Annotated in this window: 11 protein-coding genes and 1 tRNA gene; 6 read left to right on the top strand and 6 right to left on the bottom strand. The window is 44.1% G+C overall.

Annotated features, from left to right (window positions below; translation table 11 throughout):
- Positions 1-125 precede the first annotated feature (125 nt).
- Positions 126-920: a glycosyl hydrolase 2 galactose-binding domain-containing protein gene (locus AB4154_RS17785; RefSeq protein WP_017058931.1), complete on the top strand. Its 795-nt coding sequence runs from the start codon at positions 126-128 to the stop codon at positions 918-920.
- A gap of 49 nt (positions 921-969) precedes the next feature.
- On the opposite strand, the gene AB4154_RS17790 is transcribed toward AB4154_RS17785, so the two are convergent.
- The 5 genes from AB4154_RS17790 to pepA all read right to left on the bottom strand — a co-directional run bounded on the left by AB4154_RS17790 (position 970) and on the right by pepA (position 7,201).
- Positions 970-1,464: a GNAT family N-acetyltransferase gene (locus tag AB4154_RS17790; protein ID WP_372123717.1), complete on the bottom strand. Its 495-nt coding sequence runs from the start codon at positions 1,462-1,464 to the stop codon at positions 970-972.
- A 47-nt stretch (positions 1,465-1,511) separates the two neighbouring features.
- Complete coding sequence (locus AB4154_RS17795; RefSeq protein WP_102320268.1) at positions 1,512-1,916, bottom strand: DUF2061 domain-containing protein; 405 nt, start codon at positions 1,914-1,916, stop codon at positions 1,512-1,514.
- Between the two features lie 239 nt (positions 1,917-2,155).
- Positions 2,156-5,029, bottom strand: a complete 2,874-nt coding sequence (locus tag AB4154_RS17800; protein WP_372123719.1) for a valine--tRNA ligase — start codon at positions 5,027-5,029, stop codon at positions 2,156-2,158.
- A 102-nt stretch (positions 5,030-5,131) separates the two neighbouring features.
- Positions 5,132-5,581 carry a DNA polymerase III subunit chi gene (locus tag AB4154_RS17805; RefSeq protein WP_017066664.1) on the bottom strand — a complete coding sequence of 150 codons (450 nt, stop codon included), beginning with the start codon at positions 5,579-5,581 and terminating at the stop codon, positions 5,132-5,134.
- A 99-nt stretch (positions 5,582-5,680) separates the two neighbouring features.
- Entirely contained in the window at positions 5,681-7,201 is a 1,521-nt protein-coding gene (gene pepA / locus AB4154_RS17810) for a leucyl aminopeptidase (protein WP_017058936.1), read from the bottom strand.
- Positions 7,202-7,393: 192 nt separating this feature from the next.
- Between pepA and lptF the strand changes: the two genes are divergently transcribed.
- Together lptF and lptG are read left to right on the top strand one after the other, a co-directional pair.
- On the top strand, positions 7,394-8,494 hold the full coding sequence (gene lptF, locus AB4154_RS17815; RefSeq protein WP_017058937.1) for an LPS export ABC transporter permease LptF: 1,101 nt from the start codon (positions 7,394-7,396) through the stop codon (positions 8,492-8,494).
- Between the two features lie 3 nt (positions 8,495-8,497).
- Complete coding sequence (gene lptG / locus AB4154_RS17820) at positions 8,498-9,568, top strand: LPS export ABC transporter permease LptG (protein WP_017058938.1); 1,071 nt, start codon at positions 8,498-8,500, stop codon at positions 9,566-9,568.
- 64 nt (positions 9,569-9,632) lie between these two features.
- Here the strand turns inward: lptG and AB4154_RS17825 are convergent, their stop codons facing one another.
- A complete protein-coding gene (locus tag AB4154_RS17825; RefSeq protein ID WP_017058939.1) occupies positions 9,633-10,109 on the bottom strand; it encodes an RDD family protein in 477 nt (158 codons plus the stop codon).
- 194 nt (positions 10,110-10,303) lie between these two features.
- Here AB4154_RS17825 and AB4154_RS17830 point away from each other — a divergent pair.
- The 3 genes from AB4154_RS17830 (at position 10,304) to AB4154_RS17840 (ending at position 12,378) form a co-directional block, all read left to right on the top strand.
- Positions 10,304-10,388 (top strand) — tRNA-Leu (locus AB4154_RS17830).
- A gap of 245 nt (positions 10,389-10,633) precedes the next feature.
- Positions 10,634-11,041 carry a VOC family protein gene (locus AB4154_RS17835; RefSeq protein ID WP_048605864.1) on the top strand — a complete coding sequence of 136 codons (408 nt, stop codon included), beginning with the start codon at positions 10,634-10,636 and terminating at the stop codon, positions 11,039-11,041.
- Between the two features lie 83 nt (positions 11,042-11,124).
- Complete coding sequence (locus tag AB4154_RS17840) at positions 11,125-12,378, top strand: HD-GYP domain-containing protein (RefSeq protein ID WP_017063746.1); 1,254 nt, start codon at positions 11,125-11,127, stop codon at positions 12,376-12,378.
- The last annotated feature ends 154 nt before the right edge of the window (positions 12,379-12,532 follow it).

The following is a 12,532-nucleotide window of genomic DNA, read 5'->3' on the forward strand; positions in this document are numbered from 1 at the left end:
TTCTTTCCCAATTTTAAAAAATGCCAGCCTCGAGCTGGCATTTTTTTACCCTCAGAAAAATAAATGTCTTTATATGCATTCATTCATTATAATGCGGTCAAAATTGATCTAGCTCAAGGAATGATATGCGGTTGCTTCTCGATGGTCTTTGGCAAATTTCGCCACTGACGGATCTCTCTATCCCACAAGATGACATCACCTTTCCGGCTCCGTTAAGCTCAAAGCTCCCTGATAGCTTGAGTGAAAGTCAAATTGCAGAGCAAGAGTGGCACCTGATGCACGACATCGAAGTGGATGACGCTATGTTAGCGTGTCCATTTGTTGAGTTAGTGATGGCTGGAGTCGATTATTTTGCTGAAGTTCGACTTAATGGTGTGGCTGTTTTTGATTGTGATGGTAGCCAAGCTGAATACCGTAAAGATATCCGTCCTTATATGCAGTCCGGCCGAAACCGTTTCGAGATCCTTTTCCTTGAAGAAGAGGAGAGCCTATTGCTTGAAGAAGACATGGATGACTCTGTATCTTCACAGGCTATCGCTAAATCTGATTCACGCATCGGGATTTGGCAAGCGCCATACCTGCAGTTCGTTCGAAACGTCAAGCTAGAGCAAGTTGTCACAGAGCAGATCTGGCACCACGGTGGTGGCTGTGAGTTTAAAGTGGATGTTATCTATCAAACGCTAAAGGCGGGGTTAGTATCGGCATCCATCAAGTTTAATGGTATGACTCTCGTGATGCCGATTGATGTACGCGCTGAACATACTGGCGTCGTGTTCCAGGTCGAAGCTCCTATCATTTTTGATATTGAGAATCCTAACCCCAAGTATCTATACCCATTAGAAGTGGTACTTGATGGGCAAGAAGAGAGTTCTTTTGTTGCCTTGAACCCAACTTCTTGCGTCAGTAACTTTCTACGTTAACTCCGTATATTTTAGCGTTATCTTCTTTCGCTATAGCGGCGCATTCTGCTTATAACGACTTGGCCATGACAACCTCACAAGCGTCGTGGCCTGTTTCTCCCCAAGCTGACTCAAGATGCTCAAACCCAAGCTTCTCATAGAGTTTGACCGCAGCACCCAAGCACTTCGTCGTTTCTAAATACATGTATTGATACCCAAGTTGCTTGGCTTGCTTTAAGCTCAAAGCGACAATTCGCTTGGCTAGGCCATGCCCTCGAGTTTGCGGTAAGAAGTACATCTTTTGTAGCTCACACACATTGGGTTTACCTGCTAGAGGGGCAAAGCCACCGCCTCCGACGATCTTTCCGTTGTGTTCGATAACCCAGTACATTGCATTCGCTTGGCTATAGACAGAGTACATATCATCGAGTGTTGGGTCGGCTACGCCATAACCTTTATCTTCTGTGAGTCCATGCTCAGCCGAAACTTGGCGAATGATTTGTGCGATGCTTGGGTTGTCTTGCGGTGTAATGGGTCTAAGGGTGAACTCAGCAATTTGTTCCATGATCTGCCTATGAAAGGGTCACTAATATGTGACCCAATATATGGTGACTAAGCATGTTGGTGCAAACAGAATTGTTGTTGTGCCATTTGGTCGCCTGATTTACGTAACCAGACTTTCTCGTGGAAGTAGTAAGCAACGGTATTTAAAGTTGGCTCTAGCAAGGCCATCACACCGCCGATGAAAGCATCTCCAGTCAACAAGTAGACCACGGTAAAGGCAACACTAAAATGGATGCTAGCAAAGCTTGCTGTTTTTAATTTGGTCATCCACTGACGAGCTTTAAGCGCTGGAACTTGAGCCCACGCCTTTTCATGAAAATAGAAGGCAACAGTATTGACAGAGGGCTCAATCATAGCGATTAAGCTACCAATTAAGATGTCGCCTGTTAGTACATAAGCGACACTAAATGCGATAGTAAAATGTAATGCAGCAAAGGTTAGTGTCTTTTTCATGATAATTACTCAATCGTTGTGTTGTTTCGATAGGTCTATTATTGAGAATTATTATCATTAAGTATAATGGGAAGTAGAGATTAATTTGATAGATGAAACCTATCAATCAGTGCGGCTAGAGTGAGAATAGAGTGAGAAGCATTGGAATATTGGAATCAGAGGTATAAAAAAAGGCTGGTCACCAAGACCAACCTTTCTATTTAGACCGAGAAGTTTGAAGCCTTCTCGTTCACTCGGTTTTAAAGCGCAGCGATTGTCGCTTTTTGCTCTTCAAGCTTAACAAGAGTTTCCTTGTAGCCTTCAAGCTTTTCACGCTCTTTCGCGATAACTGCTTCTGGTGCTTTAGCAACGAAACCTTCGTTACCTAGCTTACCTTCGATACGTTTAATCTCGCCGTGAGTCTTAGCGACTTCTTTATCTAGACGAGCAAGCTCTGCATCTTTGTCGATAAGACCCGCCATTGGGATCATCAACTCAGATTTGCCAACCAGTTTAGTTGCACAAGCAGGAGTCTCTTCACCATCAGCTAGAACTTTAATATCGTCTAGCTTAGCTAGAGAAGTAAGAACGATCTTGTTCGCTTCGATACGAGCGGCATCTTTCTCATCAGCAACCTTGATCATTACTTCTAAGCCTTGGCTTGGTGCAATGTCGTATTCCGCACGTAGGTTACGGATAGCAGTGATGAAAGTTTTAACCCATTCGATGTCGTCAACGATCTCAGCATTGAAGTTATCTTCATTAAACTGAGGAAGTGCTTGAGTCATGATGGTCTCGCCTTCAACGCCGTCTACTAGCGGCTTAACGCTCTGCCAGATAGATTCAGTGATGTAAGGAAGAACAGGATGAGCAAGACGTAGAGTCTTCTCAAGAACCGTAATAAGCGTGTAACGAGTCGCTTGTTGTTGAGCTTCAGTACCTTTCCAAAGAACAGGTTTCGTTAGCTCTAGGTACCAGTCACAGAATTGGTTCCAGATGAATTCGTAAAGCGTGTTTGCTGCCATGTCTAGACGGTAGTTGTCTAGGTGAGCATTAAACTCTTTCGCTGCAACTTCAAACTGAGACTCAATCCACTTATCGGCTAGAGAGAATTCCATGTTTGCACGGTCTTCTACAGACAGTGACATGCCACAGTCGTGCTCTTCTGTGTTCATCAGTACGTAACGGCTTGCGTTCCATAGCTTGTTACAGAAGTTACGGTAACCTTCAAGACGCTTCATATCCCAGTTGATGTCACGGCCAGTTGAAGCCATAGCAGCAAGAGTGAAACGCAGTGCGTCAGTACCGTATGGTTCGATACCATTTTCGAAAGTCTTACGTGTCGCTTTTTCGATCTTAGCAGCCAGTTTTGGTTGCATCATGTTGCCACAACGCTTCTCTACTAGCTCTTCAAGGCCGATGCCATCAATCATGTCGATTGGGTCAAGTACGTTACCTTTCGACTTAGACATTTTGTCGCCGTTTTCATCACGGATAAGACCCGTCATGTAAACAGTTTTGAAAGGTACTTGAGCCTTGCCATCTTCGTCTTTCACGAAGTGCATGGTCATCATGATCATACGAGCAACCCAGAAGAAGATAATATCAAAGCCAGATACTAGAACTTCAGATGGGTGGAATGTTTTCAGTGCTTCAGTATCTTCAGGCCAGCCTTGTGTGCCGAACGTCCAAAGTGCAGAAGAGAACCAAGTATCCAGTACGTCGTCGTCTTGCTTAAGCACAACAACAGGCGCTAGGTTGTTCTTTTCACGAACTTCTTCTTCAGTGCGACCTACGTAAACTTTACCATCGTTGTCGTACCATGCTGGGATACGGTGGCCCCACCAAAGTTGACGAGAGATACACCAGTCTTGTACGTCACGCATCCACGCGAAGTACATGTTTTCGTACTGTTTAGGTACGAATTGGATTTGACCATCTTCAACGGCTTTAACTGCTGGCTCTGCAAGAGGAGCTGTGCGCACGTACCATTGGTCAGTCAGCATTGGTTCGATAACCACACCACCACGGTCGCCGTAAGGGACAGTTAGGTCGTGATCTTTGATCTCTTCAAGAAGACCAAGCTCATCGAATTCAGCAACGATAGCTTTACGTGCAGCAAAACGCTCCATGCCTTGGTACTTAGCAGGGATATCTGTTGAGTAAACATCGCATTCTTCGCCGTTCGTTGTGAAGACTTCCGCAGCATCACGGATATCAGCGTTGAACGTTAGGATGTTGATCATCGGTAGGTTGTTGCGCTTACCCACTTCGTAATCGTTAAAGTCATGAGCTGGAGTGATCTTCACACAACCCGTGCCTTTTTCCATGTCTGCGTGCTCATCGCCTACGATAGGGATAAGACGGTTTACAACAGGAAGTAGGATTTCTTTGCCGATAAGATCTTTGTAACGAGGATCTTCTGGGTTAACAGCAACACCAGTATCGCCAAGCATGGTTTCTGGACGTGTAGTCGCAACAACGATGTAGTCTTTACCATCAGCCGTTTTAACACCGTTCGCTAGCGGGTAGCGGAAGTGCCACATGAAACCTTTTTTGTCTTTGTTTTCAACTTCAAGATCCGAGATTGCAGTGTGCAGTTTAGGATCCCAGTTTACTAGACGCTTACCACGGTAGATTAGGTCTTCTTCGTATAGACGAACAAACACTTCTTGAGTCGCAGCCGATAGGCCGTCATCCATAGTGAATCGTTCACGATCCCAATCTACAGACGCACCAAGACGACGAAGTTGTTGAGTGATCGTGCCACCTGATTCACCTTTCCATTCCCAGATCTTGTCGATGAAAGCTTCACGCCCGTAGTCGTGTTTTGTTTTGCCTTCTTCAGCAGCAATCTTACGCTCAACAACCATTTGAGTTGCGATACCAGCGTGGTCAGTACCCACTTGCCAAAGCGTGTTTTTGCCTTTCATACGTTGAGCACGGATAAGCGTATCCATGATCGTATCTTGGAACGCGTGACCCATGTGTAGGCTGCCAGTGACGTTCGGTGGCGGGATCATGATGCTGTAAGCTTCTTTTGATGTGTCACCGTGTGGCTTAAAGTAGCCTTTCTCTTCCCAAGTCTTATACAGAGCTTGTTCGATTGATGTTGGGTTGTATGTCTTTTCCATAGTGCTCTTAAACGGATACTGTGAATGGTTAATCGTGGTCAAACTTCATAAGTGAAGCTTCTTGAATCTAAATCCAAAGATAGCTTTAACTATGAGGTTTGACTATGGATGTTGAATCTCGATAGTTTGTAGCTGATATCTAGCTTGACGGTAAATTTTATACCTTTCTCGAGCGAGTTGCTTAGCTTTTTCTTCGCAAGGGACGAAGTCTATCACCTGAGCAAAGGCGTTCGCAAAGGTTGTATGATTATCGGCCAGATTAATTACTAGCTGACGATTCCAATTATGTTTTACGCCTTGATAGCCAATTTCGATGTTGGTTGAATACTTCGGGCCTTCGCCAACCAAGTTGTGCGCAATAAAATCACAGGGTTCGACTTGCCAGAAAACTTCAGCAATACGCTCGGCATGCTCTTTGTCATTACAGTTGAGATAAAGTTTAGCGCCTTGTTTTGCAAAGTGCTGAGCAAGAAACAGCACATAGTGAGCAAAACCATCTTCGCTGGCTTGCGGGCTGTCTGAAGGCACAATGTAAAATGTAGCAGTCTGCATACTTAATACTCGAACTGAAAATCGTGGATATCAATGTTACTTGGTTAACAGGGTCTAACAAATAGCGCTTATTAAAAAAGGGCCCGTAGGCCCTTTTTATTATTTTGAAGATTGCTCTTCAGTCTCTTGGCCGCTGCGGTTCAATAAGAATTGGACTAGCATTGAGACAGGACGACCTGTCGAGCCTTTCGCTGCGCCTGACTTCCAAGCTGTACCAGCACTGTCGATGTGTGCCCAGTGGTACTTCTTAGTGAATTTAGACAGGAAACAACCAGCAGTGATTGTGCCGCCAGGACGGCCACCGATGTTCGCCATATCAGCGAACGGGCTGTTTAGCTGCTCATGGTACTCGTCTGCCATAGGTAGACGCCATGCACGGTCACTTGCTTGCTCTGAAGCATTAACAAGTTCGTGAGAAAGTGGGTTGTGGTTCGATAGAACGCCACTGATGTGGTGACCTAGAGCGATAACACATGCGCCAGTTAGCGTAGCAACATCGACAACACAGTCAGGTTCAAAACGCTCAACGTAAGTTAGAGCATCACATAGAACCAAGCGACCTTCAGCATCAGTGTTGAGTACTTCAACCGTTTGGCCTGACATTGTCGTTAGGATATCACCTGGACGGTAAGCATTGCTGCCCGGCATGTTTTCACAACCGGCTAGGATACCAACCACGTTAATAGGCAGGTTCAGCTTAGCCAGTGCTTTCATTGTACCGAATACAGACGCCGCACCACACATGTCGTACTTCATCTCATCCATGCCTTCACCAGGCTTAAGCGAGATACCGCCTGAATCGAAAGTCAGACCTTTACCTACTAATACAATCGGCTTCGCATCTGGATCCGGAGCGCCTTTGTATTCCATGATAGACATCATCGATTCATTTTTAGAGCCACGGCCAACTGCTAGGTATGATGTCATACCCAGTTTTTCCATCTCTTCTTCGCCAATGATCTTAGTCTTCACTGTCTCGTAATCGTCGGCTAAACGACGAGCTTGAGAAGCAAGGTAAGCAGGGTTTGCGATGTTTGGTGGCATGTTGCCTAGATCTTTAGACGCTTTTACACCTGAAGCAATAGCAAGGCCGTGAGAGATTGCTTTCTCACCCAGGCTCAATTCGCGACGTGTTGGTACATTGAATACCAATTTACGTAGTGGGCGACGAGTCTCTGGCTTGTTGCTCTTGAATTGGTCAAATGTGTAAAGACCATCTTTAGTCGCTTCTACCGCTTGGCGAACTTTCCAATAAGTGTCGCGACCTTTAACGTGAAGTTCTGTAAGGAAACATACAGCTTCCATAGAACCTGTTTCGTTTAGTGTACTGATGGTTTTTTGGATAATTTCTTTGTATTGACGCTCGCCTAGCTCACGTTCTTTACCACAGCCTACCAGTAGAACACGTTCTGAAAGTACACCAGGTACTTGATGCAGTAGTAGCATCTGGCCAGGTTTACCCTCTAGATCACCGCGACGAAGCAGTGAACTAATGTAGCCATCGCTAATCTTATCTAATTGCTCGGCTACTGGAGAAAGGCGGCGCGGTTCGAATACACCGACAACGATACATGCGCTGCGCTGTTTCTCTGGGCTGCCACTTTTTACACTGAACTCCATGCGTACTCCTACATCCTGAAGACAAATCGAACTAAATGTTAGATAATGGGTTCTTACTTGTTGGATCCTATAATGGAACTAACCTTAAAGAAGAACGCTAACACTTAGCTAAAAATTTAAAAAAATAAAAGGTTCAACGGGAAATTATAGTGATTCAATCAAAAAAACAAGTTTTGTATAGGTAATTTGAGCGTGATTATTGTTAGATATTTGATCCGCGAGACAATCAAGAGCCAATTTGCGATCTTTTTTGTTCTCTTTCTCGTGTTTCTCAGCCAAAAATTCATCAGTGTTTTAGCGGATGCCTCTGATGGTGATATCCCTGCGAGTCTTATATTGTCGATTGTTGGCTTAAATATGCCAGCGATGGGCCTATTGATGCTTCCACTCAGTATCTATATTGGTATTTTGCTTACTTTTGGCCGCCTTTACGCTGAAAGTGAAATAGTGGTCATGAACGCCACCGGTATCGGTAATAAATTCCTGATCCAATCTGCGCTTTACCTCGCTTTAATTACGGCATCTGTTGCAGCCTTTAACTCATTTTGGTTATCTCCTTGGTCACAAGACAAAGTTGAACAAATGTATGAAGAAGTAGCTGCAGAGAACAGCGTTGATTTGCTACCAAAAGGTAAGTTTGAAGGTACGCCGGATGGCTCTTCTGTCGTGTTTATTGATGATATCGACGGTAATAAGTTAGAAAACGTGTTCGTAGCTCAAATGCGTCCGCGTGATTCTGTACTGCCAAGTGTGATGTTCTCGAAGTCAGGTGATGTAAAAGAGCTCAGTGATGGTCGCCAAGTGATCGTAATGTACGATGGTACTCGTCATGAAGGCATTCCGACTCGCCTCGACTACAGGGTGACGCACTTTGAAGAATACGAAGGCCTGATTGGTCAGCGTGAAGTTGAGAAGAAAGGTCGAGACTGGGAAGCGATCCCTACGCTTGAACTGATTGGTAACTCAAATAATAGTGCGAAAGCAGAGTTGCAGTGGCGTATTTCTTTGGTACTTTGTATTCCATTGTTGACCATGCTTGTCGTGCCACTGTCTGCGGTAAACCCTCGACAAGGTCGTTTTGCGAAAATCGGCCCAGCAATACTGATTTATCTCACCTATTTCTTAGCAATCAGTGCAACCAAGTCTTCAATCGAAGAGGGGAGCATTCCTGCGGTAATCGGCATGTGGCCAATCAATGCGTTATTGTTATTTGTCGCGATTGGTGCCAACTTTATGGATAGCGTGCCAGTAAGGCGTTTGAAAGAAAAATTCAAGAATAAGAGGTTGGCTTAAGCCGTGTTTAAGATTCTCGATTTATATATAGGCAGAACCATCATCGCAACGACGTCACTGGTATTGGTGACGTTTGTTGGTCTCTCTGGGATCATCAAATATGTAGAACAGCTAAGAAAAGTTGGCCGTGGTACATACGATCTATTACAAGCGCTGTATTTCGTTTTATTGAGTATCCCTCGTGATATCGAAATGTTCTTTCCAATGGCTGCATTGCTTGGCGCATTGATAGGGCTTGGTATGCTTGCTGCAAGTTCTGAGCTTGTCGTTATGCAGGCAGCTGGTTTCTCTAAGTTAGATATCGGCCTATCAGTACTTAAAACAGCTATTCCACTGATGATCGTGGTGACATTGCTTGGTCAATGGGGAGCACCGCAAGCGCAGAAAATGGCTCGTGATTTAAGAACTATCTCGATTGCTGGTGGTAATATTATTTCGACGCAAAGTGGTGTCTGGGCTCGTGATGCCAATGACTTCATCTTCATTGTCAAAATCGATGACCAGAAGCTATATGGAATGAACATGTGGCGCTTTGATGAAAACAAGGCACTTAAAACCGCTATTTATTCTGACGAAGTTGATTACGTTGGAGACAACGTGTGGACGATGAAGGATGTAGAGATCACGTCTTTTGAAAACGAACTTCAAATTACTAAAGAAAGTTTACCGACTTACTCTTGGGAAACGTCATTAGCTCCAGATAAGTTGGCGATAGTAACGGTTAAACCAGAAGAGCTATCGTTAAGTGGGTTGTATGATTATGTTTCTTATCTGAAGGCGTCAGAGCAAGATGCATCACGCTATGAATTGGCGCTGTGGAGAAAGATAACCCAGCCAATTTCGATCGCGGTTATGATGTTGATGGCACTGTCGTTTATCTTTGGTCCTTTGCGTAGTGTGACCATGGGTGCGAGGATTTTGTCAGGTGTTATTGCTGGCTTTACCTTCTATATATCCAGTGAGTTCTTTGGCCCAGTGAGTTTGGTTTATCAAATACCACCCGCCTTTGGCGCAATAGCCCCGAGCGTGGTGTTCCTTGGAATTGCCATCATGCTCTTGAGGCGGAAACTGTAAATAGTAAAAAGGAAGGCATAACGCCTTCCTTTTTTGATCTTGATTGGAGCTAACTTAAATCACATTATCGTGCTTGTGGTAACACAACGACTTCGGTCTTTGCCCAGATATCGTGAAAGCCACGTTTTTCAGGATCGAATGGAACACATAGGTTTGCCAGTCCAAAACCTGAAGTACCTAAACGAATCAGCGCCTGAGTTACTGTGATCGCTGAGCCATCTTTGTTTTGAACGCGCAGCTTCCAAGCTCTCATGCCGAGAGTTTGACCAGCTCTAGTCCAGAAGAACACGAAGAAATATACCCAAACGGCGACTAAGTAAAAGGTATATGCAGGGCTCCAAATCGGATGGTTGGTTAAGAAGTCACTAACATCGGCATAACCGCTGTGGTTAAAAATGCCGAGAGCCATGAGCGCGTGCAGTAGAGCGACAATGACGCCAGCCGCCAACATTTCAATAGCGATTACGATCAGAGCGTCGTAGAACAAGGCACCAAATCGGCGCATGACTCCTGCTGGTGGCAGAGTATTTGTTGATGTCATGTGTTATTACTTCTTTAAAAATTGAGGCGTCAGAATATAGTTTAAGGCTTAGCCTGAAAAGAGACATGACGCACAGCTTATGACTTAGTGGCGAAATTATCGGCAAACACACATGAATTCAAGTTTTTATACTTGCCACATCAGTTCGCATACGTATAATGCCAAACATCGAAAGGGCAATGCCCCAAGATAATGCCGGTATGGTGAAATTGGTATACACGACGGATTCAAAATCCGTTGCCTTCGGGCGTGGCGGTTCAAGTCCGCCTACCGGTACCATATTTAAATGACAAAGCCTCGACTCAAGTCGGGGCTTTGTTGTATCTGGAGAGCTGATAACGTTGCCTTCGCGGTGGCGACAAGAAGGCTTCTTTAATTAGACAGATCTTGATGTTTCATTCCTAAATCCCATAATTTCCCTTCGCTATTCGATCTGATAATGAATTAATCATCTTAAATCATGATGTTACCTGTCATTCTCTATTCTATTGTCTATGTTTAAAGGATTAACAGAGGAGAGAAATATGCTGACAGTAACCCCTTACTTATTTTTTGATGGTCGTTGTAGTGAAGCGTTGGATTTTTATCATAAGTGTTTTGGTGGTGTGGTTTTATCGAAACAACTTTTCAGTGATGCACCACAGGTAATCGAGGGCGCTCAACCTGATTGGGTTATGCATGCTGAGTTCGAAGCGTTTGGTATGAAGCTGATGATGTCTGATGGTGTTAAGGCAAAAGAACTTGAAGGCAACAATCTCGCTCTCTCTCTTGTGACTGAAGATACCGCGACTCAAGAACAAATCTTTGAAAAGCTCAAGAAGGGAGGGCGGATAATGACTCCACTCGCAGATACTTTTTGGGGGGCTCGATTTGGCAAAGTAGAAGATAAATTCGGTATACGCTGGATGGTGCACTGCGACTCTTTAAGTTGAGCCTGTGAAATTGGATAGTGAAATTGCTGCTTGGTTTTATTAGAATTATAAATAGAGATTAATCATCAATATTATATATAAAAATGGGCAGCATAAAGATTACCGTAGATCGCATTCAGCCCGGTCTGCATATACGACTCCCCGTAAAATGGAATGAACACCCATTTTTATTCAACAGCTTTAAAATCAAAGATGACGCTCAAGTAAAAGTAATTCGACATCTTGGGATTAAGCACGTCTATATAAACCTGAGTCAAAGTGATACCTCACCTTTACCTGTTAATCACGTAGGTGAACAAGAAGTCGATATTGATTCACAGGTAAGCCTTGAAACGGAAAGAATGTGGAAAGATAAGCATGAGCGTATCGAAACCCTTAGCTCTTACCGCCGCAGGGTGAGTCATTGTGAGAGAGAGTTTGAACGTTCGCTTGCTCGAATGCGATCTGTGATGACCAAGATCCGTAACAGACCTTTAGATGCGGTAGGGGAGGTTAAGGCTCTTGTTGATGATATCGTTGAAACTCTAGTGAGCGATGATAACGTCACCTTGCACCTTATGAATGCTAAAGCAGATTTCGAAGATATTTACTTTCATACTCTAAATGTTTCGGTTGTTGCACTGATGATAGGAAAGGCCAAAGGCTATAACACACAGCAATTGAAAGACCTCTCATTCGCAGCGTTGTTTCACGATGTAGGCAAGATCAAAATACCAGTCGCGATACTAAGAAAGCAGAGTGCACTAACGGTGCCAGAAGAGAACTACCTGAAGCTTCATACTAAATACGGTGCGGATATTGTATCGGCAATTGATGACTTTCCTGAAAGTGCTAAAAAGGTGATCGCTCAACATCATGAGATGAATGATGGTTCTGGCTACCCCGAGGGCTTAAAAGAACATGAGATTGATGAATTTGCCAAGATAGTCGCCGTGGCTAATGCATTTGATAACCTTTGCCATGGTAAAACGCAATCTCAACAAATGATCCCGTATTTGGCACTGTCCCACCTATATAAGAGCTGCAAGCATCTATATAGCCAAGATAACTTGGGGCTGTTAGTTAAGTTCATGGGAGTCTATCCACCAGGAACTGTAGTACAGCTTTCAAATGACTCGATTGGGATTGTGATATCCGTTAACGCTAAACATATGCTTTATCCAAATGTACTTATCTATGATCCTAGCGTGCCAAGAACCCAAGCTCCGATCATTGACCTCTTTATTAAAGAGATCAAAATCGTTAATGCCGTTCATCCAAGCAAATTACCTGAACAAGTTCGAGAGTATCTAAACCCTAGGGCTCGTTTATCTTACTTTTTTGATAGTGGAGAGTAGTTATCCACAGGTCGTTGTGGGTAATTTGTTCGAAACTTGGGGTGAAAGTGGTATAAATAAGCCCTTGGTTGAAATGTCTTCGCTTAACCTCTTTTTTTAATAAAAAACGCATTTATTGCTTGCCAATATGAGCGGCATCTCTATAATGCCGCCT

The organism is Vibrio sp. 10N.286.51.B11 (assembly GCF_041469245.1).
Lineage (GTDB): Bacteria > Pseudomonadota > Gammaproteobacteria > Enterobacterales > Vibrionaceae > Vibrio > Vibrio crassostreae_C.

Coding starts and splice junctions, on each gene's coding strand:
- AB4154_RS17795 (WP_102320268.1), bottom strand. CDS start 1,916: ATGAAAAAGACACTAACCTTTGCTGCATTACATTTTACTATCGCATTT.
- AB4154_RS17800 (WP_372123719.1), bottom strand. CDS start 5,029: ATGGAAAAGACATACAACCCAACATCAATCGAACAAGCTCTGTATAAG.
- AB4154_RS17825 (WP_017058939.1), bottom strand. CDS start 10,109: ATGACATCAACAAATACTCTGCCACCAGCAGGAGTCATGCGCCGATTT.
- AB4154_RS17805 (WP_017066664.1), bottom strand. CDS start 5,581: ATGCAGACTGCTACATTTTACATTGTGCCTTCAGACAGCCCGCAAGCC.
- pepA (WP_017058936.1), bottom strand. CDS start 7,201: ATGGAGTTCAGTGTAAAAAGTGGCAGCCCAGAGAAACAGCGCAGCGCA.
- AB4154_RS17785 (WP_017058931.1), top strand. CDS start 126: ATGCGGTTGCTTCTCGATGGTCTTTGGCAAATTTCGCCACTGACGGAT.
- AB4154_RS17790 (WP_372123717.1), bottom strand. CDS start 1,464: ATGGAACAAATTGCTGAGTTCACCCTTAGACCCATTACACCGCAAGAC.
- AB4154_RS17835 (WP_048605864.1), top strand. CDS start 10,634: ATGCTGACAGTAACCCCTTACTTATTTTTTGATGGTCGTTGTAGTGAA.
- AB4154_RS17840 (WP_017063746.1), top strand. CDS start 11,125: ATGGGCAGCATAAAGATTACCGTAGATCGCATTCAGCCCGGTCTGCAT.